Below are 20,964 nucleotides of genomic sequence, written 5' to 3'. Positions count from 1 at the left end.
CTGTTTCAATCCTGAAACAAAGGCCGCTCCGTGTTCCCTGGCACGCCACCGTACCCGCGCCTGCTGTTATTGACCGCCCTGCTCGGCGGCCAGGCTGCGGCCGACGACCTGTTCATCGACACCCCCGACCTGCCACAGGTTCTGACCGCCACACGCCTGAAACAATCCCCCGCCGCTGTCCCGGGCAGCATGACCGTACTCGACAGCGAACTGATTCGCGCCAGCGGTGCCCGTGACATCCCCGAACTGCTGCGCCTGGTACCGGGCATGATGATCGGCTACGGTGCCGGCAATCAACCCACGGTCAACTACCACGGCAGCAACGTCAACGACGCACGGCGCATGCAGGTACTGATCGATGGCCGTTCGGTGTACCGCGCAGGCCTGGCCACGGTGGACTGGAGCGACATCCCCTTGGCCATGGAGGACATCGAGCGCATCGAGGTGTTCCGCGGCCCGAACACCGTCAGCTATGGCGCCAACGCGCTGATGGCAGTGGTCAACATCCTCACCCGCAACCCCGCCGACAGCCATGGCACACGGCTGAAAGTGACGCGCGGCCAGGACGGCATCAACGACTTCTATGCCAGCCACGGCTTCGGTTGGGACGGTGGCGACATGCGCCTGTCGCTGTCGGGCCAACAGGACGACGGCTTCGATGAGAACCAGTTCGGCCAGGACTACCGCGACAGCCGCCGCCTGACCCGCTTCAACCTCAGCGCCAACCACAACCTGGCGGTCGACCAGACCCTGGAGTGGCAACTGGCGGCCAAGGAAGGCAGCAATCAGCGGCCCTACACCTACCAGCCGGTGTTCCAGCAGTACGAGTCCGGGAACAATGCCGACGTCAACGCCAAGGACTATGCCGGCTCGTTGCGCTGGACCAAAGACTTCAGCGCTGAACACAGCCTTTATATCCAGGGCTCAGCCCAGCATTTTGATCGCCAGCAAGTGTGGCGCGCCTGTGATGCCTTGCAGTCGTTCAGCCCCGAATTGACTCAGATCTGGCAAATCAATCCCGATTTTGCCGAGAAAGTAGCGCGCGGAATCGCTGGAGGAACACCACTTTCGACCAGCGACCCTGTCCTGAGTGAGCTCCTGGAAAAGGTGAAACAGCAATGGAAGGAAGGTGGAGATCAGCAGGTCTGCGGCGACGTCGACCAGAGCACCCGCGAAACCCGCTACGACCTGGAAATCCAGGACACCCTGAGCCTGACCGACAGCCTGCGCCTGCTCAGCGGCATGAACTACCGCTATGATCGTGCCGACTCGCAGACCTACTTCAACGGCAGCATCGACGACCAGACCTGGCGCCTGTTCGGCCAGCTGGAATGGCGCGCCGACGAGCACTGGATCCTGCAGGGCGGCGCCATGCTCGAGGACTCCCGCCTGTCCGGCAGCTCGCTGACCCCGCGGGTGGCGATCAACTACCTGATCACCCCGCGCCATGGCCTGCGTGCGGTGTATTCCGAGGCTGTGCGCTCGCCAGACATGTTCGAGAACAACGTCAACTGGAGTTACACGGTCAAGAACCTGACCCCGACCCCTAATGCATTCAAGCTGCAAAACGGTGAGTACTTCGTCAAGACCCGTGGCCCTGGCGACCTTGAACAGGAGCGCATGCGCTCGCGCGAGCTGGGCTACAACGGCTACTTCAGCGACATCGACCTGAGCCTGGATGTGAAGCTGTTCTACGACGAGATCACCGGCATGATCAGCGAGCCGCTGAGGAACAACCAGTACATCGCCAGCAACGCCAACAAGGCCCGTTTCAGCGGCAGCGAGGCGCAAATGGACTGGCGCCCCACCCTGCGCGACCGCCTGCGCCTGACCTATGCTTACGTCGATGCCTGGGCCAGTAACCCCGACGACCGTCGCCTTAGCGCCCGCAACAGCGGCTCGGCCGGGTGGATGCGCGAATGGGGTGCCGGCTGGTCGAGCGCGCTGTTCTATTACGGTGACGATGCCCTCAACCAGTACCGCTACGAGCGTCTGGACCTGCGCCTGGCCAAGCGTTTTCGGGTGTATGGCAGCAACCTGGAGCTGGCGGCGCTGTGGCAGCAGCGCCTGGACGATGAACCGACCTCGGCCCTGCAGAACCGCTACGACAGCCGTCACCGCCTGAGCGTGAGCGCGGAGCTGGAGTTCTGATGGCCCTGCTGCTGCGCCTGTTGCTGCTCTGCCTGTGGCCGTTGGGGCCTTTGTCCGCCAGCGAAGTCCTGCTGGTTGGGGCTGAGGACCAGCCCGGTGTACGCAGCTTCATCGCCGCTCTGGAAAGCCGCCGGCCACACGATCATGTGCAGTTTCGCACCACCACCGAACTGCCGCGCCCGGGCAAGCTCAAAGCCGACCAACGCCTGATCCTGCTCGACAACGCAGCACTGGAATGGCGCCTGGGAGAAACCGCCGGCCCACCGGCGCTGGTCATGCGGGTCAGCCGGGTACAGGCTGAACAGCGCCTGGGAAAGTCGCGCCCCGCGTTCCTCACACTGTTGTGGAGCGACGCACCGTTGGGACGGCAACTGCGCCTGGCACGCTACTTGTTGCCGCAGGCCAGGCGCGTTGGCGTGCTGTACGGCGAGCACAGCAGCTTTCTGCTGGACGAACTGCGCCATGCTGCACGGCCGCTAGGCCTGGAGATCGTGGCCCAGGACTGGTCCGACCCGCGTGACAACCGGCCGCTGCAGCACCTGCTGGGCAACAGCGATGTGCTACTGGGCCTGGACGACCCTGACTTGTACAACTCCAAGACCGCAAAGAACCTGCTGTTGAGCAGTTATGGCCGGCAGATGGCACTGATCGGCCCGAACGCCGGCTTCGTTCGCGCCGGCGCCCTGGCCAGTACCTACAGCGACCAGGACGACTGGCTGTGGGTGCTCGACCAGTTGCTCGACCAGCCGCCGACACGCTGGCCGCGCAGCCTGTACCCAGTGCGCTACGGGGTCAGTGGCAACCAGCAGGTGGCCCGGGCCCTGGGTCTTGAACCGATCGATCAGAACGCCGCCGTCAAGGCCCTGGCCGAGGGAGAACCCACCCCATGAGCAAACGCTTGAGCTGGGACATTCATACCCGCACGCAGATCATCAGTCTCGGCCCCGCCCTGCTGCTGACCTTGCTCTTGATCAGTTTCTTTACCTTCGTACGCATCCAGGACCTGCGCCAGGAACTCAACCACACCGGGCAACTGATCGCCAACCAGTTGGCACCGGCGTCGGAGTATGGGGTGATTTCGGGCAACAACGAAGTGCTTGAAGGGCTGATGCGTGCCACCCTCAGCATCCCGCACGTACGCTTTCTGGAAGTGCAGGACAGCCGCAACCACATCCTGGTGTACGTCGAGCAGTCCGACGAAAGTGCCAACCGCGCGCAACGGGTCGAAGTGTTCCAGGCGCCCATTCGCCTGCAGCAAATCCGCCTGGACAACGACTTCCTGCAACAGGGTAAAGCCACCACCCCGGCCATCGGTGACGACTACCTGGGCCGCGTGATCGTCGGCATGTCCGATGACGCCTTCAGTCAGCGCCAGCAGGAAATCGTGATCAAGGCCGGGATCCTGGCGTTGTTCGCCCTGCTGTTCACCTTCTTGCTGGCACGCCGCCTGGCCCTGAGTCTGGCCAAGCCGATCAGCGACATGGGCCATGCGGTCAAGGCGATTCAGCAAGGCAAGTACAACACCCCCTTGCCGGTCGTCGACGACAGCGAGCTGGGCCACTTGGCCCGCCACATCAACAACCTGGCCAGCGCCCTGGAACAGGCCAGTGCTGAACAGAAGCAGGCCATTGCCGAACTGATACAGGCCCGCGAGGAGGCCGAACAGGCCAACCGCGCCAAATCGGATTTCCTGGCGATGATGAGCCATGAGTTGCGCACCCCGATGAATGGCGTGCTGGGCATGCTGCAACTGCTGGAAACCACGCCGCTGAGCAATGAACAGGCCGATTACACGGCAGTGGCCAGCGAGTCCACCGGGCACTTGCTGAAGGTCATCAACGACATCCTCGATTTTTCGCGCATCGAACGCGCCGCGCTGCAGCTGGAGCACATCGACTTCAACCTGGGCGAGCTGATCACCAGCAGTGTCCAGTCGTTCCAGCACAGCGCCCAGCAACGCGGCCTGGGCCTGCACCTGCAACTGCCGGCCGGCATCGAGCAGTTGCAGGTGAACGGCGACCCCACGCGCATCCGCCAGATCCTGCTGAACCTGGTGGGCAACGCCCTGAAGTTCACCGAACGTGGCCAGGTGCAGGTCGACGCACGCTGGCAGGTGCTCGACCGGCAGCTGATCTGGCTGACCTGCAGCGTGCGCGACACCGGCATCGGCATCGACAGCGACCGCCTGGAAATGATGTTCGTCGCCTTCCAGCAGGCCGACAGCTCGATTTCCCGTCGTTATGGCGGTACCGGGCTGGGGCTGTCGATCGCTCGTACCTTGGCCGAACGCATGGGCGGCAAGCTCCGCGGTGAAAGCCGTGAGGGCCTGGGTTCGACCTTTACCCTGGAGATGCCGCTGACCCTCGCCACCCCTGCCCCCGTCCCGTTGACGCCGCCAACGGCCGCACAAACGACGGTGCCGGACAATGATCAGGTACTGCTGGTGGAGGACAATCCGGTCAACCGGAGCGTCGTGGAAGCCATGCTGCGCAGCCTGGGGCTGGCAGTATGCACGGCAGAAGATGGCCTTGAAGCCGTCGAGCGGGTCGGCCGGCAGCGCTTTGCTGCCGTGCTGATGGATTGCCGCCTGCCGCACTTGGACGGCTATGAAGCCACCCGACGCATCCGCCAGTTGCCCAACGGCGCCGGGCTACCGATCATCGCCCTGACCGCCAACGCGTTGCAGGGCGACCGCGAACGTTGCATGGCCGCCGGTATGGACGATTACCTGAGCAAACCCTTGCGCCGTACCGAATTGCAGCAGGTGCTGCAGCGCTGGTTACCCGGTCAGACAACCGCGACTGGCGATAAATGCTAAAGTGCGGCAGTCTTAAACACTGGACAGGACCTTCATCGGACCTGAAAATAGACGTTTCAGTGCACACCTGTACTTCTTTCACCAGGTGCGCTGTGACTTTCACCACAACGCAATAGTCTACCTGTAGGCTGCCGTCCCGAAGCGCTTGGTTTTCGGGCCGGCCGGGAAGATTCATCCCCTGCCGCAGGGGGTTATTGAGGAGCTCGCATGACCAAACAACACGCCTTTACTCGGGAAGACCTGCTGCGCTGCAGTCGCGGTGAGCTGTTCGGCCCAGGTAATGCGCAACTGCCCGCGCCGAACATGCTGATGGTCGATCGCATCACCCATATCAGCGAAGAAGGCGGCAAGTACGGCAAAGGTGAATTGGTCGCCGAGCTGGATATCAACCCGGACCTGTGGTTCTTCGCCTGCCATTTCGAAGGCGATCCGGTCATGCCGGGCTGCCTGGGCCTCGACGCCATGTGGCAGCTGGTTGGCTTCTTCCTCGGCTGGCAGGGCCTGCCGGGCCGTGGCCGCGCCCTGGGTTCGGGCGAGGTGAAATTCTTTGGCCAGGTACTGCCTGAAGCCAAGAAAGTCACGTACAACATTCACATCAAGCGCGTCCTGAAGGGCAAGCTGAACATGGCCATCGCCGATGGTTCGGTCAGCGTCGACGGCCGCGAGATCTACACTGCCGAAGGCCTGCGGGTCGGCGTGTTCACCTCCACTGACAATTTCTAAGGGTTATTCGCATGCGCCGCGTCGTTATCACTGGTCTGGGCATCGTATCGTGCCTGGGCAATGACAAAGCTACCGTCACCGAAAACCTGCGCAACAGCCGTCCGGGTATCCGTTTCAACCCGGAATACAAGGAAATGGGGCTGCGTAGCCAGGTTTCCGGGTCCATCGACCTCAACCTCGAAGAACTGATCGACCGCAAGGTTTACCGCTTCGTCGGCCATGCGGCTGCCTACGCCTACCTGGCCATGCAGGACGCGATCAAGGACGCCGGCCTGACCGAAGAGCAGGTTTCCAGCCCGCGTACCGGCCTGGTGGCCGGTTCCGGCGGCGCCTCGACCCTGAACCAGATGGAAGCGCTGGACACCCTGCGTGAGAAAGGCGTCAAGCGCGTCGGCCCGTACCGCGTTACCCGCACCATGGGCAGCACCGTGTCGGCATGCCTGGCAACCCCGTTCAAGATCAAGGGCATCAACTACTCGATCTCGTCGGCCTGTGCCACCTCGGCTCACTGCATCGGTACCGCACTGGAGCAGATCCAGTGGGGCAAGCAGGACATCGTCTTCGCCGGTGGTGGTGAAGAAGAGCACTGGAGCCAGTCGTTCCTGTTCGATGCCATGGGCGCCCTGTCGACCAAGCGCAACGAAACCCCGGAACTGGCCTCGCGCGCCTACGACGCTGACCGTGATGGTTTCGTCATCGCTGGCGGTGGCGGCATGGTCGTGGTCGAGGAACTGGAACACGCCCTGGCCCGCGGCGCCAAGATCTACGCCGAAATCGTTGGCTACGGTGCGACTTCCGACGGCTACGACATGGTTGCACCGAGCGGCGAAGGCGCCATCCGCTGCATGCAGCAGGCGCTGTCCACTGTCGACACCCCGATCGACTACCTGAACACCCACGGTACCTCGACCCCGGTCGGTGACGTGGCCGAGATCAAGGGCGTGCGTGCCGTGTTCGGCGACAAGGCGCCGAAGATCAGCTCTACCAAGAGCCTGTCGGGTCACTCGCTGGGCGCTGCCGGCGTGCACGAGGCGATCTACTGCCTGCTGATGATGGAAAACAACTTCATCGCCGGCTCTGCCAACATCGACGAGCTGGATCCGGAAGTCGCCGACTTGCCAATCCTGCGTAAAACCGAAGAAAACGCCAAGATCGACACGGTCATGAGCAACAGCTTCGGCTTCGGCGGCACCAACGCCACCCTGGTGCTCAAGCGCTGGGAAGGCAAGTAAGACGCTGCTGCTGTCAATGAAAACGCCCCGACTGGTTCGGGGCGTTTTTGTTTGTGTTGCCTGTGCTGGCCTCTTCGCGGGTAAACCCACCACACAAGCCTTCAGCGCTGTGCACACCCTGTAGGAGCGGGTTTACCCGCGAAGAGGCCCGCACAGGTCACTGCTGTACCTTGGGCAACACCGCCAGAAAATTCTCCCGGGCCACCTTGTGCGCCACTGCCTCCGGCAAGGCATCCAGAAACGGCTTGAACCCGTGCATCTGTTCCCCCAGGCTGCCGAACCGCCCCACCACATCCGACCCCAGCATGAATCGCTCCGGGTACTTCTCGACCAGCGTCAGCCATGCCTTGCGCGGCACGCCCTGCTCATCCAGCAAATACGGCTGCAGCACACTCCACGACAAATCGACATACAGGTTCGGGTAGTCCTCCAGCAATCGCGTCAGTACCGGCAGTAGAAAGTCCATCTGCGTCTGATGGCGATGTATCTCCATGCTGCTGCCCGCATGCGCCCAGATGAATCGCGTATGCGGATGGTTGCGCAGCGGCTCTTCGATCTCCGCCAGGTAGAGCGGGTTGCGCTCGCGCTTGGAGGTGATGTTGGAATGCAGCAGCACGGGCAGGTCGCGCTCGGCCGCCAGGTGGTAGATACGCGTCATGGCTTCATTATTGGCACGTGGCGTGTCGCCACTGGTCAGCGCTGTCAGGTCATCATGTCGGGTGAACACCTCGCCGATGCCCTGCCACAACCCCGGGTACAAATCGAGCATGCGCTCGATATGGCTGACCGCATTCTTGTCCACCGGGTTGAAACCACTTAGGAACGGGTGGAACCGCTTGCGCTGCTCACTTGGCAATTGCTGCAGCGCCGCCGCCACGTAAGTGTCGGTGGCGCTGTACCAATAGGCGTCGGCGTCATCACCGGCGTAGTAGCGCGGGCGCTTGGGCTCGTCTTCGTGCCATTTCTTGGCCACGGGTATGCCTGAAATCATCGACTGCTCAACCCCTGCGGCATCCATGGCCTTGATCAGCGCCGGCATGCCTTCACTTTCCTGGAAGAAGTCCACGTAGTGCAAGTGGGCATCACTGTAGCGGTACTCGCGCGCCTGGGCCGCCTGGCACAGCCAGCCGAACAACAGCACACAAGCCAGCGCTCTGGCGGTCATGGTCATCTTCCTCATGCAAGTACGAACCCAGTAGACCAGGCGGCCGCCAAGACGGTTCAGCCACGGCGGGCAAACCGCTATGCTTGAGGCACTTCCACCGTGCCTGGAGCCTTCCCCATGAGCAGCCCACTGGTCATCCACCCCCGAGCCGAGACGGTCGAGGGCCAGCCGATCCTGCGCCCGCTGCCATCAGCCCAGTGCCGCAGCGTCGGCCCGTTCGTGTTCTTCGACCACATGCTCGAAACAGACTATGCCCCGGGGCATGGCATGGACATCCGCCAGCACCCGCATATCGGCCTGTCCACCCTGACCTACCTGTTCGAAGGCGCAATCCTGCACAAGGACAGCCTCGGCTCGGCGCAGCGGGTGCTGCCTGGTGATGTCAGCTGGATGACCGCAGGCAGCGGCGTCGCCCATATCGAGCGCACCCCGGAAGATGCCCTGGCCCATGGTTCGCGCCTGCATGGGCTGCAGGTATGGCTGGCGTCGCCACGCGCGTTTGAGCAAGGCCCGGCAAGTTACAGCCATCACCCCGCCGAGAGCCTGCCCGTCAGTGACAGCCTGGGTGTACGTATCTGCATGATTGCGGGCAGCGGGTTCTGCCTGGCGTCACCGGTGCCGGTGCTGTCCCCTACCCTTTATGCGCATGTCCGGATGCAACCGGCGACCACCTTGCTGGTACCGACCGAGCATGTGCAGCGGGCGCTGTACGTGCTCGATGGTGAGTTGATGATGAACGATGAAGACGTGGAGCCGTGCACCCTGGTGGTGTTGCCGCAGGGCGAAGAGGTGACATTGTATGCCGAGGGTGAATGCCAACTGGTACTGATTGGCGGCGCACCGCTGGATGGGCCGCGTCGGATGAACTGGAACTTCGTCGCCAGCGACCCGGAGCTGATCGAGCGGGCCCGGGCCAGGTGGGCTGCGGGGGATTGGCCGGAGGTGCCGGGGGAACATTCGAGGATCGAGTTGCCTCGGTGATCGGGGCCGCTTTGCGGCCCTTCGCGGGTAAACCCGCTCCTACACCTATCGGGGGTGGACATACATGGGTGATTGGGCGCAGGCCGTCGTGTAGGCGCGGGTTCACCCGCGAAGGGCTGCAAAGCAGCCCCCTGCAATCTCAACGCTGGAATACTTCACTCAGCAGATTATGCATCGAACGAAACGCTCGCTCGGAAGTGCGCCGGTCATACTGCATCTTGCCCGGCACATTGGCATTCGGGTCGGTAAACGAGTGCACCGCGCCACCATAACTGAGCAACTGCCAGTCCACCTTGGCCGCGTTCATCTCGTCCTCGAATGCCGGCAACTGCTCCTTAGGCACCAAAGGGTCGGAAGCACCATGCAACACCAGCACCGAGCCCTTGATGCGCTTGGCATCTTCAGGGTTCGGCGTGTCCAGGGTGCCGTGGAACGATACGGCCGCACGCAGGTCGGCGCCGCTACGGGCCAGTTCCAACGCACAGCAGCCACCGAAGCAGAAGCCGAAGGTGGCCACCTTGCCAGGCTCCAGCAGCGCCTTCGACTGCCCCAGCAATTGCGCCAGGGCTTCCTGCATGCGCTTGCGCAGTTCGTCACGGTCATTCTTCAGCGGCATCATCGCCACGCCTGCCTCATCGGCATTGGACGGGCGCACCGATTGCCCGTACAGGTCGGCGATCAGCACCACATAGCCCTTCTCGGCCACTTCCTTGGCAATGCGCTCGGCACCTTCACCAATGCCCATCCAGTTCGGCGCCATCACCAGCCCGGGGCGGCCCAGCGCACCCGGCTCATAGACCAAACGGCTTTCGAAGGCCTTGCCAGACAGGTGATAAACCAGCGATTCGACGATTACTTTGCTCATCAAGCACTCCTTTGGCACTCGTCATAAAAAAGCCCGCCGAAGCGGGCTTTGCTGTGCATCAACTCAAGCAGACAGCTCGACCAGTAGCTTGTTCAGGCGACGAACGTATGCCGCCGGGTCCTTCAGGCTGTCACCGGCCGCCAGGGCCGCCTGATCGAACAGGATGTGTGACAGCTCGGCGAAACGGTCTTCGCTCTGCTCGTGGTCCAGCTTCTCGATCAGCGGGTGGCTCGGGTTGAACTCGAAGATCGGCTTGGACTCCGGCACTTTCTGCCCGCTGGCTTCCAGGATCTGGCGCATCTGCAGGCCCAAGTCCTGCTCGCCGATGGCCAGGATCGCCGGCGAGTCGGTCAGGCGGTGCGAGACGCGCACTTCGGCCACGCTGTCACCCAGCGCACCTTTCAGTCGCTCGACCAAACCTTCCTTGTCCTTGGCGACTTCTTCCTGGGCTTTCTTGTCTTCTTCCGAATCCAGCTTGCCCAGGTCCAGGTCACCACGGGCAATATCGACAAAGGCCTTGCCGTCGAACTCGTTGAGGTAGCTCATCAGCCACTCGTCGATGCGGTCAGTGAGCAGCAGCACTTCGATGCCTTTCTTGCGGAAGACTTCCAGGTGCGGGCTGTTCTTGACCTGCGCGTACGACTCGCCGGTGAGGTAATAGATCTTGTCCTGACCTTCCTTGGCGCGGGCCAGGTAGTCGGCCAGGGCGGCGCTCTGCTCGCCGCTGTCGTCCTGGGTGGAAGCAAAGCGCAGCAGGCCGGCGATTTTCTCCTTGTTGGCAAAATCTTCGGCCGGGCCCTCTTTCAGCACCTGACCGAAGTTTTTCCAGAAGCCCTTGTATTGCTCGGGTTCGTTCTTCGCCAGCTTCTCCAGCATGTCCAGCACACGCTTGGTCAGCGCGGTCTTCATCGAATCGATGATCGGGTCTTTCTGCAGGATTTCACGCGACACGTTCAGCGACAGGTCGTTGGAATCGACCACACCCTTGATGAAGCGCAGGTACAGCGGCAGGAACGACTCGGCCTGGTCCATGATGAACACACGCTGCACGTACAGCTTCAGGCCGCGCGGCGCTTCGCGCTGGTACAGGTCGAACGGCGCACGGGCCGGCACGTACAGCAGCGAGTTGTATTCGAGCTTGCCTTCGACCTTGTTGTGGCTCCAGGCCAGCGGGTTTTCGAAGTCATGGCCAATGTGCTTGTAGAACTCCTGGTATTCCTCGTCCTTCACCTCGGTGCGCGAACGGGTCCACAGGGCGCTGGCACGGTTGACGGTTTCCCACTCTTCGGCCGGCTGCTCTTCACCTTCGGCGGCGGCCTGCTCTTTCGGCAGTTGAATCGGCAGAGCGATGTGGTCGGAGTATTTCTTGACCACGTTGCGCAGGCGCCAGCCATCAGCGAACTCCTGCTCGTCCTTCTTCAGGTGCAGGACGATACGGGTACCGCGCTGTGGTTTGTCGATGGTGGCGACTTCGAATTCGCCCTCGCCTTTCGACGACCAGTGCACACCTTCGGCCGCTGGCTGGCCCGCACGGCGGCTGTACACGTCGACCTTGTCGGCAACGATGAACGCGGAGTAGAAGCCCACGCCGAACTGACCGATCAGGTGCGAGTCCTTCTTCTGGTCACCGGTGAGGTTCTTCATGAAGTCGGCAGTGCCGGACTTGGCGATGGTGCCCAGGTGGGCAATGACGTCTTCGCGGCTCATGCCGATGCCGTTGTCCTCGAGGGTCACGGTACCGGCGTCCTTGTCGAAGCTCAGGCGAATCTTCAGGTCAGCATCGCCCTCGAGCAGCTCTGGCTTGGCCAGGGCTTCGAAACGCAGCTTGTCGGCGGCGTCGGAAGCATTGGAAATCAGCTCCCGCAGGAAGATTTCCTTGTTCGAGTACAGCGAGTGAATCATGAGGTGCAGCAGTTGCTTCACCTCGGTCTGGAAGCCCAACGTTTCCTTTTGTGTTTCCACAGTCATGGTCTTCGAAACTCCGATCTGATGGCGGTGGCGCCTGGCGGCCGGTTCGGCCAGCGTTAACGGCGGATGTCATGCAGATGGGGGCTGCCCGGATGATTTCAAGGGCTTTTCCGGTTCGATCTTGAAATGCGCACGGGCCGTGGCAATCGGCGACTGCCTGTCGCCCTGCCAGGCGGTGATGGCCACGTTGGTCACCCGCCGGCCCTGACGCCACAGCTGGCACTGGGCGTAGGTATCGCGAAAATGCCCGGCGCGCAGGTAGTCGATAGAAAAGTCGATGATCTTCGGAATGCTTGCGCTCTCGCTGTAGATCAGCAGGTACAGCGCTGCCGACAGCTCCATGAAGCCGGCGATCACGCCGCCATGAATGGCCGGTAGCAGTGGGTTGCCGATATTGTCCGGGCTTGCCGGCAGGCGGAACAACACATCATCGCCCTGACGCTCGCATTCGATGCCGATCAGCCCGGCATAGGGAATCAGCGCCAGCAATGGTCGATATTCGCCCACCGCATGGGCGGCGTTGAGCTGCTGGCGCACCGCGTGCGGAATCATGCCTTGCCCTCCTTCAGACTGTCGCCGAAACGGATGCCGCCCTTGATGTCATGGCCCAGGCGCATGAACGTGCCCACCACCTGGCAGATGGGCTGGTCGGGGTCGTCCTGGTAGGCGGTGCCACGGGTAAAGATCACGTCGCGGGTAACACGGTAGCACTGGGCGTGGCCGTAGATGTCCTTACCGGCCTCAGCCGGGTGCATGTAGTCGATGCGCAGGTCCAACGTCGGGCACACTTCGAAGCGCGGCAGCACACACAACGTGGCCATGCCACAGGTGGTGTCCATCAGCGTGGTCAGCGCACCGCCGTGCACGGCACCGGTTTGCGGGTTGCCGACAATCGCTGGCGACCATGGCAGGACCAGGGTCATGCCATCACCATCAGCCTGCGCCACGCGCATCTGCAACAGCTGACAATGTTTTAACGCCGAGAGAAAGCGTTCGGCCATTGCCATCAAGGTTGAATCGTTCATCGGCTGTTCCCACCGGCCGCAGGGCAGCGGCATAAATTCGTTAAAAAGTCTATGTAGAACGGGGCGTTATATATCTGTAATCTTCGTGGAACTTATTCCGCGTAGTTGCACTCGAAGGAACAAGTCACTTATTCCACCAAGGAGAAACACCCCCATGCGTAAACCTTTTGCTTTTGCTCTGATGCTGGCCGCTGCCATGGGCCTGGCTGCTTGCGATAAAGCGAGCGAAGACAAAGCCCAGGACGCACAGCAACACGCCGAGCAAGCCCAGGAAAAAATGGGTGAAGCTCAGGATAAGATGAACGAAGCCGCCAAGGAAAACGCCGAAGCTGCCAAAGATCAGGCCGAAGCCGAGCAGAAGGCTGCCGAAGAAGCCGCTCCGGCTACTCCGGCTCCAGCTACGCCGGCAGAACCTGCCAAGCAGTAACTCGCGTCAACAAAAAAACCCGACAACTGTCGGGTTTTTTTGTGTTTGCAAGTTGCAGCTTAAACGTTTAACCCAATAGTTCACTCGCCGCCGGCATTTATCAGCACCCGCCGCGTGCCGCGCAGTAAATTTTGCGGGCGGGTTCTCGTTCAAAGTACAACCCCGCGACGTGTCTCGGAGGAACTTACTTTGGCCGGAACCCTGCATGAAACGTCCCCCCTTGGCCCGCCGGGCCCTGATCACCTTAGTTAGCCTGGCGACATTGCTGGCCGTAAGTGCCTGGCAGATCATGCCACCCCGCCATGATGGCCTGAATACCGTCACTGTCAGCCGGGGTGATATCGAGAGCAGCGTTACCGCCATCGGCACCTTGCAGCCACGCCGTTATGTTGACGTCGGCGCCCAGGCATCCGGGCAGATCCGTGCCATCAGGGTCGAGGTCGGCGACGCGGTGCAAGAAGGCCAGTTGCTGGTCGAGATCGACCCTTCCACGCAACAGGCCAAGCTGGACGCGGGACGCTACTCGGTCGAGAACCTGCAGGCACAGTTGCAAGAGCAACGTGCCCAGCATGAGCTGGCCCGGCAGAAGGCCGAGCGCCAGCAGAGCCTGGCGGCAGGCGGCGCCACGCGCGAAGAGGATGTGCAAACGGCGCGCGCCGAGCTCAAGGCCACCCAGGCGCGCATCGACATGATCCAGGCGCAGATTCGCCAGGCCCAGGCCAGCCTGCGCAGCGACCAGGCCGAACTGGGTTACACCCGCATCTATGCCCCCATGAGTGGCACCGTGGTCGCACTGGATGCCCGCGAGGGGCAGACGCTTAACGCCCAGCAGCAGACCCCGCTGATCCTGCGCATCGCCAAATTGTCACCGATGACAGTCTGGGCGGAAGTGTCGGAAGCGGACATTGGCCACGTCAAACCCGGCATGCACGCCTATTTCACCACCCTCAGCGGTGGCACCCGGCGCTGGAACAGCACTGTACGGCAGATCCTGCCGGTGCCGCCCAAGCCGCTGGAGCACGCCAACCAGGGCAGCGGCAGCCCGGCCAGCAAAAGCAATGGCCGGGTGGTGCTGTATACGGTGTTGCTGGACGTCGATAACGCCGACGGCGCCCTGATGGCAGAAATGACCACCCAGGTGTTCTTCGTCGCTGACCGTGCGCACGATGTGCTGACCGCCCCGATTTCCGCGCTCAACCCGGGCAAGCAGCCCGATCGCAGGCTGGCACAAGTACTGACGAAACACGGCGCCATTGAAAATCGCGAAGTGCGCACCGGCATCAGCGACCGCCTGCGCGTGCAGATTCTCGAAGGGCTGGAAGAAGGTGATCGCCTGCTGATCAGCCCCTTGCTCAGTGCAGGAGGGTAAATGCCAGTCCCACTGATTGAGCTGCGCGATATCCGCAAATGCTATGGCGGCGTCGATACACCGCAAATCGAGGTCTTGCGCGGTATCAACCTGAGCATTCACGCCGGTGAATTCGTCGCCATTGTCGGTACCTCCGGCTCAGGCAAGTCTACGCTGATGAACATCCTCGGCTGCCTGGACCGCCCCTCCAGTGGCGACTACCTGTTCGCAGGTGAACAGGTGGCCAGCCTGGACAGTGACGCACTCGCCTGGCTGCGGCGTGAAGCCTTCGGTTTCGTGTTCCAGGGCTATCACCTGATTGCCTCCGGCACCGCCCAGGAAAATGTCGAAATGCCGGCGATCTATGCCGGCACGCCTGCCGCCGAGCGCCACGCACGCGCCCATGCCCTGCTGACCCGCCTGGGCCTGGCCGAACGTACCGGTAATCGCCCGCACCAGTTGTCCGGCGGCCAGCAACAACGCGTATCGATAGCCCGCGCGCTGATGAACGGTGGCCACATCATTCTGGCAGACGAACCCACCGGCGCCCTCGACAGCCGCAGCGGTACCGAAGTCATGGCCCTGCTCGACGAACTGGCCAGTCAGGGCCATGTGGTGATCCTCATCACCCACGACCGGGAAGTCGCCGCACGGGCCAAGCGCATCATCGAAATCCGCGATGGCCAGATCATCAGCGACCAGGCCCAGCCTGAGCCACTGCCCGCTTCGCACCCTGAGGCCGACGTGCTGCAGGCCGTCGACCTGCGCCAGCGCCTGAACGACGGCAGCGAGCACAACGGTGCCTGGAAAGGCGAACTGCTGGACGCCGTCAAGGCGGCGTGGAGGGTGATGTGGATCAACCGCTTCCGCACCGCACTGACGTTACTGGGCATCATCATCGGCGTGGCGTCGGTGGTGGTCATGCTGGCAGTGGGTGAAGGCAGCAAGCGCCAGGTCATGGCGCAGATGGGCGCCTTCGGCTCCAACATCATCTACCTCAACGGCAAGCCACCCGCCCCCAGGGCGCCGGAAGGCATCATCACCCTGGACGACACCCGCGCCATCGCCACCCTGCCCCAGGTGCGCATGATCATGCCCGTCAATGGCGGCAAGGCCGGTGTACGCTATGGCAACCAGGACCTGAAGCTCTATGTCGGCGGCTCCAACACCTACTTCCCGCAGATATTCAACTGGCCAGTGGCGCAGGGGAGTTTCTTCACCGAGGCCGACGAAGCCGCCGGCGCCGCAGTGGCAGTGATCGGCGAAAAGACCCGGGAAAAACTGTTTGCCGACCGCAACCCGGTGGGCCAGTACATTCTCATCGAGAACGCACCGTTCCAGGTCATCGGGGTGCTGGCCGGCAAGGGCGCCAGCTCTGGCGACCAGGATGCCGACGCCCGAGTGATGGTGCCCTACACCACCGCCAGCGTGCGCCTGTTCGGCAACCAGGCCCCGGAATACGTGGTGATCGCCGCCGCAGATGCGCGCCAGGTGAAGCAAACCGAGCAGGTCATCGACCAGTTGCTGCTGAAACTGCACAACGGCGTAACCGACTTCGAACTGACCAACAATGCGGCCATGATCCAGGCCGAAGCCAGGACGCAGAACGCGCTGTCGCTGATGCTGGGCGCCATTGCCGCCATTTCGCTGCTGGTGGGCGGCATCGGGGTGATGAACATCATGCTGATGACCGTGCGCGAGCGCACACGGGAAATTGGTATCCGCATGGCCACCGGCGCGCGCCAGCGCGACATCCTGCGCCAGTTCCTTACCGAAGCCGTGATGCTGACGATGGTCGGCGGCGTCAGCGGCATCGCCCTGGCATTACTGATCGGCGGCGCCCTGAGCCTGGGCCAGGTCGCCGTCGCCTTCTCGCTGCCCGCCGCCATCGGTGCCTTCGCCTGCGCCGTGGTCACCGGTATCGCGTTCGGCTTCATGCCCGCCCGCAAGGCTGCACGGCTCGACCCGGTGGCCGCCCTTACCAGCGTATGAGTACCCCAACGTTGATCAAACCCTTGCCCCTGCTCGGCGCCTGCCTGCTGCTGAGCGCCTGCGCCACCCCTGCAACGCCGCCGCAACACGGTGTGCACGCCCCGGCCCGCTGGCAGGCGGCCGCGCCTCAGAGCACACCACGCCACTTGACCGGCTGGTGGCAGTCGTTCGGCAGCCCGGCACTGAACCAGCTGGTGGAGCAAGCCCGCACCGACAGCTTCGAAATCGGCGCGGCCATGGCCCGGGTTCGCCAGGCACAGGCCGATGCGGTCATTGCCGGCGGCCCCTTGCTGCCCGAGATGACCGGGGCAGCCAATGCCAACCGCGAGCGCCTGCAGCACGGCAACGGCTACAGCCAGCTGAATTCCAGCCCGACCCAGCGCACCACTCATTACCTGGATGTGGCCCTGAAGGCCAGCTATGAGGTGGACTTCTGGGGCGGCAACGCGGCAGCCCGCGAGAGTGCCCTGCACGGCCTGCAAGCCAGTGAGTTCGACCGCGCGACCGTTGAACTGACCTTGCTCGGCAAGGTTGCCGACAGCTACATGCAGGCGCTGGCCTTCCAGCAGCAGGGGCGGATTGCCGACCTTAACCTGGCCAATGCCGAGCGTGTCCTGCAACTGGTGCAAACCCGCTTCGATGCAGGCTCGGCCACGGCACTGGAACTGGCCCAGCAACAAAGCCTGGTCGCCACCCAGCAACGGCAACGCCCGCTTTACCAGCAACAGGCCCGGGAGGCCCTGATCACCCTGGCGACCCTGGTCGGGCAGCCGGTGCAGGACCTGCAACTGGACAACACGCGCTTTGAACAGCTCAACTGGCCCTCGATCGATGCGGGCCTGCCCAGCGAACTGATCAGCCGTCGGCCGGACATCGCCAATGCCGAGGCCAAGCTGGCGGCGGCTCAGGCCAATGTGCGCGTAGCCCGCGCGGCGATGCTGCCCAAACTCAACCTGACGCTGATCGTCGGCAGCGGCGCCGATCACTTCCCGGACGTCTTGCGCAACCCCTTCACCAGCCTCGCCGCAGGCCTGGTCACGCCGGTGTTCAACAACGGCCGCCTGCGCGCTGAACGCGACAAGGCGGTAGCAACCCAGGAGGAACTGCTGCAGAACTACCGCGGCGCCATCCTGGCCGGTTTCGGCGATGTGGAAAAGGCCCTCAATACCCTGGACGGCATCGACCGGCAACTGCATTGGCAGGCGATCGAACTGCAACAGGCGCGCAAAGCCTTCGACATCGCCGAAAGCCGCTACCAGGCGGGCGCCGAGGACCTGCTGACCGTCCTGCAAACCCAACGCACCCTGTACCAGGCTCAGGACGAGGATGTGCAACTGCGCCTCAAGCGGGTCATGGGCAGCATCGCCCTGTACAAGGCCCTGGGCGGCGGCTGGCAGGTCGCTGGCGCTGAACCGGGTGCCGCACCTGGCGCTTAAACATCGGCAGGTGCGGTTCGTCTTTTCCATGGACAGCATCCGACAAGTCGCACTCGCCCCCTCACAGGAAGCCCTATGAACGCACCCTCTTTCAGTCTGATCCTGGCCGATGGCCGCAAAGCCAGTGCCCAGGATGAAACGCCAGAGAGCGGTAGCCTGCGCCTCGACAGCAGCGCCGCCATCCCCTACCGGGAGGTCGACAACCGCATCGTCTTCGAGCAACTTCCGCCAGCATTTCCGGCCAGCGCGATGCTGGCAGTGCTGGCGACCCGTTTCTGCCACCGCAAACAATGCAACGAGGTGAATGTGCAGGTCCCTGGCGACCGGGAATTTGCCGTGCGTGCGGTACGCGAAGGCATTTTCGATCACTGGCAGGTCGACGACCAAGGCAGGCTTGCCCTGCGCTGTACCCGCCAGACCTTCTGGCAGCAACCCCTGCCATGGCTTCGCGAGCCGGCCAGCGTGCACACGGCCCCGCGTTATTGCTTCAGCGGCGAGAAACGCCACCCGCAACGCCCGCCCAAACCGGCGGGCGAAGTCTATCGACGCCATCTGCCGAAGCTGAACGCCACCTTTTCACTGCGCACCATCGACCCGGTGAAGGACCTTGCAGCCTTCAACCGCTGGATGAACCTGGAGCAAGTCGCGTTCTTCTGGGAGCAGACCGGCACCCCGGAAGAACATGCGCAATACATTCGCGAAATGCTCGACGACCCGCGCGTACACCCGCTGATCGGCTGCTTCGATGACGAACCCTTCGCCTACTTCGAGGTGTACTGGTGCAAGGAAGACCGCATCGCCCCCTACTACGACGTCGCCGACTACGACCGTGGCTGGCACGTGGTGATCGGCGAGCCCAAGCACCAGGGCATCGGCAAACTGCGCGGCTGGTTCCGCTCGCTGATGCATTACATGTTCCTCGATGACCCACGCACCCAGCGGATTCTCGGCGAGCCGCGCATCGACCATACGCGCCAGATCGACTTCCTCAAGTCCCAGGGGTTCGGCCACCTGAAGGACATTCAACTGGCCCACAAGAAAGCCGCTCTGCTGCGTCTGGAGCGTGAAGCCTTCTTTGATGACCACGTCCTTTGATCCGCCTGGAGAAGACTTCCCCATGATTCGCAAACCGCTCAGCGCGACCCGCGAGCTTGCCCAGTTGCTCAAGCCGTTCTGGCCCATCGTGCTGGTTTCCATACTGTTGGGCATCCTCGGCGGCTTCAGCGTCACCACGCTGCTGGCCACCATCAACCGCGCCCTCAACAGCGAAGCAGGGCTGACCCACGCCGTGCTGTGGTTGTTTGCCGGCCTCTGCGTGCTGACCTTGCTCAGCAGCATCTTCTCCGACATGGGCACCAATTTCGTTGGCCAGAAGATCATTGCCAAACTGCGCAAGGAGCTGGGCGAAAAAGTGCTTTCGGCGCCCATCGAGCAGATCGAGCGCTATCGCAGCCACCGCCTGATACCGGTGCTGACCCACGATATCGATACCATCAGCGATTTCTCGTTCGCCTTCGCCCCCCTGACCATTTCGCTGACGGTGACGCTGGGCTGCATGGGCTACCTGGCAACATTGTCCGGCCCGCTGTTCCTGCTGATGCTGCTGGCATTGGGCGCCGGCATCACCGCCCAGGTCATCGCCCGCACGCGCGGCATCAAGGGGTTCAATACCGCCCGCGAGGCCGAGGACGACCTGCAGAAGCATTACAACGCCATTGCCCAGGGCGCCAAGGAGCTGCGCATACACCGGCCGCGCCGGTATCGCATGTTCACCCGGCACATCCAGGGGATCAGCGAGCGGATCAGCGCCATCCAGATCAAGGCAGTCAACACCTACATCCTGGCCAAGACGTTCGGCTCGACGCTGTTCTTCATCGTCATCGGCCTGGCCCTGGCCCTGCAGAGCACCTGGACAAGCGTCGATCAGGCGGCAATGACCGGCTTCGTGCTGGTGCTGCTGTACATGAAAGGCCCACTGGACCATCTGGTCAGCGTACTGCCGCTGGTCAGCAAGGCACAGGTGGCATTCCAGCGCATTGCCGAGCTGTCAGAGCAGTTTTCCTCGCCCGAACCGAACCTGCTGCTCGACGGCCAAGGCGCACCGCGCCAGACCATCGACAGCCTGGAACTGCACAATGTGCAGTACGCATTTCCGGCCGTCGAGGGCAGCACGCCGTTTCGCCTGGGCCCGGTGAACCTCACGATCAACCAGGGCGACATCGTGTTCATCGTCGGCGAGAACGGTTGTGGCAAGACCACGCTGATCAAGCTGCTGCTTGGCCTGTATGCGCCGCACAGTGGTGACATCCTGCTGGATGGTCAGCCGGTCTCGGTGCTTGACCGGGATGACTACCGACAACTGTTCACCACCATTTTCGCCGACTACTACCTGTTCGACGACGTGGTCCAGGGCGACCAGCAGATTCCCGACGATGCGACCCAATACCTGCAACGCCTGGAGATCGCGCACAAGGTCAGCGTACGTGACGGCGCCTTCACCACCACCGACCTGTCCACTGGTCAACGCAAGCGCCTGGCCCTGATCAGCGCCTGGCTGGAGCAGCGCCCGGTACTGGTGTTCGACGAGTGGGCAGCTGATCAGGACCCCACCTTCCGCCGCATCTTCTACACAGAGCTGCTGCCGGACCTCAAGCGCCTGGGCAAGACCATCATTGTCATCTCCCACGATGACCGCTACTTCGATATTGCCGACCAGCTGGTACACATGGACAGCGGCAAGGTTCGCACCGCAGCCCAGCCGGCCTGACCGACTGCATCCCTCGCCCCGACCAGGTCGGCTACAACCCTGGCCGGGGCCTGCCCACCCGCCCCG

General features: G+C 62.9%; 17 protein-coding genes. 12 read left to right on the top strand and 5 right to left on the bottom strand.

The window, feature by feature from the left end; all coding sequences use genetic code 11:
- Positions 1–30: 30 nt before the first annotated feature.
- The 5 genes from AC3WLP_RS24945 to fabB all read left to right on the top strand — a co-directional run bounded on the left by AC3WLP_RS24945 (position 31) and on the right by fabB (position 6,924).
- A complete protein-coding gene (locus tag AC3WLP_RS24945) occupies positions 31–2,151 on the top strand; it encodes a TonB-dependent receptor plug domain-containing protein (RefSeq protein WP_003251502.1) in 2,121 nt (706 codons plus the stop codon).
- Entirely contained in the window at positions 2,151–3,041 is an 891-nt protein-coding gene (locus AC3WLP_RS24940; RefSeq protein ID WP_014860316.1) for an ABC transporter substrate-binding protein, read from the top strand. The genes AC3WLP_RS24945 and AC3WLP_RS24940 overlap by 1 nt, the downstream gene beginning before the upstream one ends.
- Positions 3,038–4,969 carry an ATP-binding protein gene (locus AC3WLP_RS24935; RefSeq protein WP_014755895.1) on the top strand — a complete coding sequence of 644 codons (1,932 nt, stop codon included), beginning with the start codon at positions 3,038–3,040 and terminating at the stop codon, positions 4,967–4,969. The genes AC3WLP_RS24940 and AC3WLP_RS24935 overlap by 4 nt, the downstream gene beginning before the upstream one ends.
- Before the next feature lie 207 nt (positions 4,970–5,176).
- The gene (gene fabA / locus AC3WLP_RS24930; RefSeq protein ID WP_003251509.1) at positions 5,177–5,692 is read left to right on the top strand and encodes a 3-hydroxyacyl-[acyl-carrier-protein] dehydratase FabA; all 516 of its coding nucleotides are present in this window, start codon (positions 5,177–5,179) and stop codon (positions 5,690–5,692) included.
- Positions 5,693–5,703: 11 nt separating this feature from the next.
- A complete protein-coding gene (fabB, locus tag AC3WLP_RS24925) occupies positions 5,704–6,924 on the top strand; it encodes a beta-ketoacyl-ACP synthase I (RefSeq protein WP_012051741.1) in 1,221 nt (406 codons plus the stop codon).
- Between the two features lie 157 nt (positions 6,925–7,081).
- On the opposite strand, the gene AC3WLP_RS24920 is transcribed toward fabB, so the two are convergent.
- Positions 7,082–8,089, bottom strand: coding sequence for an amidohydrolase family protein (locus AC3WLP_RS24920; protein ID WP_017148203.1), 1,008 nt, complete (start codon positions 8,087–8,089; stop codon positions 7,082–7,084).
- A 117-nt stretch (positions 8,090–8,206) separates the two neighbouring features.
- Between AC3WLP_RS24920 and AC3WLP_RS24915 the strand changes: the two genes are divergently transcribed.
- Entirely contained in the window at positions 8,207–9,070 is an 864-nt protein-coding gene (locus tag AC3WLP_RS24915) for a pirin family protein (protein WP_088512527.1), read from the top strand.
- A gap of 139 nt (positions 9,071–9,209) precedes the next feature.
- On the opposite strand, the gene AC3WLP_RS24910 is transcribed toward AC3WLP_RS24915, so the two are convergent.
- From AC3WLP_RS24910 to AC3WLP_RS24895, 4 genes are all read right to left on the bottom strand, one after another.
- Positions 9,210–9,935 (bottom strand): dienelactone hydrolase family protein, encoded by a 726-nt coding sequence (locus AC3WLP_RS24910; RefSeq protein ID WP_017148202.1) that lies wholly within the window; start codon positions 9,933–9,935, stop codon positions 9,210–9,212.
- A gap of 63 nt (positions 9,936–9,998) precedes the next feature.
- Positions 9,999–11,903, bottom strand: a complete 1,905-nt coding sequence (gene htpG, locus AC3WLP_RS24905) for a molecular chaperone HtpG (protein ID WP_088512528.1) — start codon at positions 11,901–11,903, stop codon at positions 9,999–10,001.
- A gap of 69 nt (positions 11,904–11,972) precedes the next feature.
- Complete coding sequence (locus AC3WLP_RS24900; RefSeq protein WP_088512529.1) at positions 11,973–12,455, bottom strand: PaaI family thioesterase; 483 nt, start codon at positions 12,453–12,455, stop codon at positions 11,973–11,975.
- Positions 12,452–12,928 carry a PaaI family thioesterase gene (locus AC3WLP_RS24895; protein ID WP_012051737.1) on the bottom strand — a complete coding sequence of 159 codons (477 nt, stop codon included), beginning with the start codon at positions 12,926–12,928 and terminating at the stop codon, positions 12,452–12,454. Before AC3WLP_RS24895 ends, AC3WLP_RS24900 begins: the two co-directional genes overlap by 4 nt.
- 154 nt (positions 12,929–13,082) lie before the next feature.
- On the opposite strand from AC3WLP_RS24895, the gene AC3WLP_RS24890 reads away from it, so the two are divergent.
- From AC3WLP_RS24890 to AC3WLP_RS24865, 6 genes are all read left to right on the top strand, one after another.
- Positions 13,083–13,355, top strand: a complete 273-nt coding sequence (locus AC3WLP_RS24890) for a hypothetical protein (RefSeq protein WP_003251523.1) — start codon at positions 13,083–13,085, stop codon at positions 13,353–13,355.
- Positions 13,356–13,560: 205 nt separating this feature from the next.
- On the top strand, positions 13,561–14,724 hold the full coding sequence (locus tag AC3WLP_RS24885) for an efflux RND transporter periplasmic adaptor subunit (RefSeq protein WP_012051736.1): 1,164 nt from the start codon (positions 13,561–13,563) through the stop codon (positions 14,722–14,724).
- Positions 14,725–16,695, top strand: coding sequence for a MacB family efflux pump subunit (locus AC3WLP_RS24880; protein WP_088512530.1), 1,971 nt, complete (start codon positions 14,725–14,727; stop codon positions 16,693–16,695).
- The gene (locus AC3WLP_RS24875; protein ID WP_088512531.1) at positions 16,692–18,131 is read left to right on the top strand and encodes an efflux transporter outer membrane subunit; all 1,440 of its coding nucleotides are present in this window, start codon (positions 16,692–16,694) and stop codon (positions 18,129–18,131) included. Before AC3WLP_RS24880 ends, AC3WLP_RS24875 begins: the two co-directional genes overlap by 4 nt.
- 75 nt (positions 18,132–18,206) lie before the next feature.
- On the top strand, positions 18,207–19,226 hold the full coding sequence (locus tag AC3WLP_RS24870; RefSeq protein WP_003251532.1) for a GNAT family N-acetyltransferase: 1,020 nt from the start codon (positions 18,207–18,209) through the stop codon (positions 19,224–19,226).
- 22 nt (positions 19,227–19,248) lie between these two features.
- Positions 19,249–20,898: a cyclic peptide export ABC transporter gene (locus AC3WLP_RS24865; protein WP_041168379.1), complete on the top strand. Its 1,650-nt coding sequence runs from the start codon at positions 19,249–19,251 to the stop codon at positions 20,896–20,898.
- The last annotated feature ends 66 nt before the right edge of the window (positions 20,899–20,964 follow it).

The organism is Pseudomonas sp. FW305-E2, assembly GCF_058782925.1.
Note: the sequence above shows the minus strand (reverse complement) of the source record. Positions and strands in the feature narration are given on the sequence as shown.

What these genes read in the sequence shown, in the direction of transcription:
- AC3WLP_RS24910 (WP_017148202.1), bottom strand. Translation starts at nt 9,935, where the DNA reads ATGAGCAAAGTAATCGTCGAATCGCTGGTTTATCACCTGTCTGGCAAG.
- AC3WLP_RS24880 (WP_088512530.1), top strand. Translation starts at nt 14,725, where the DNA reads ATGCCAGTCCCACTGATTGAGCTGCGCGATATCCGCAAATGCTATGGC.
- AC3WLP_RS24890 (WP_003251523.1), top strand. Translation starts at nt 13,083, where the DNA reads ATGCGTAAACCTTTTGCTTTTGCTCTGATGCTGGCCGCTGCCATGGGC.
- AC3WLP_RS24940 (WP_014860316.1), top strand. Translation starts at nt 2,151, where the DNA reads ATGGCCCTGCTGCTGCGCCTGTTGCTGCTCTGCCTGTGGCCGTTGGGG.
- htpG (WP_088512528.1), bottom strand. Translation starts at nt 11,903, where the DNA reads ATGACTGTGGAAACACAAAAGGAAACGTTGGGCTTCCAGACCGAGGTG.
- AC3WLP_RS24900 (WP_088512529.1), bottom strand. Translation starts at nt 12,455, where the DNA reads ATGATTCCGCACGCGGTGCGCCAGCAGCTCAACGCCGCCCATGCGGTG.
- AC3WLP_RS24885 (WP_012051736.1), top strand. Translation starts at nt 13,561, where the DNA reads ATGAAACGTCCCCCCTTGGCCCGCCGGGCCCTGATCACCTTAGTTAGC.
- fabA (WP_003251509.1), top strand. Translation starts at nt 5,177, where the DNA reads ATGACCAAACAACACGCCTTTACTCGGGAAGACCTGCTGCGCTGCAGT.
- AC3WLP_RS24920 (WP_017148203.1), bottom strand. Translation starts at nt 8,089, where the DNA reads ATGACCGCCAGAGCGCTGGCTTGTGTGCTGTTGTTCGGCTGGCTGTGC.
- AC3WLP_RS24865 (WP_041168379.1), top strand. Translation starts at nt 19,249, where the DNA reads ATGATTCGCAAACCGCTCAGCGCGACCCGCGAGCTTGCCCAGTTGCTC.
- AC3WLP_RS24895 (WP_012051737.1), bottom strand. Translation starts at nt 12,928, where the DNA reads ATGAACGATTCAACCTTGATGGCAATGGCCGAACGCTTTCTCTCGGCG.
- AC3WLP_RS24915 (WP_088512527.1), top strand. Translation starts at nt 8,207, where the DNA reads ATGAGCAGCCCACTGGTCATCCACCCCCGAGCCGAGACGGTCGAGGGC.
- AC3WLP_RS24870 (WP_003251532.1), top strand. Translation starts at nt 18,207, where the DNA reads ATGAACGCACCCTCTTTCAGTCTGATCCTGGCCGATGGCCGCAAAGCC.
- fabB (WP_012051741.1), top strand. Translation starts at nt 5,704, where the DNA reads ATGCGCCGCGTCGTTATCACTGGTCTGGGCATCGTATCGTGCCTGGGC.
- AC3WLP_RS24875 (WP_088512531.1), top strand. Translation starts at nt 16,692, where the DNA reads ATGAGTACCCCAACGTTGATCAAACCCTTGCCCCTGCTCGGCGCCTGC.
- AC3WLP_RS24935 (WP_014755895.1), top strand. Translation starts at nt 3,038, where the DNA reads ATGAGCAAACGCTTGAGCTGGGACATTCATACCCGCACGCAGATCATC.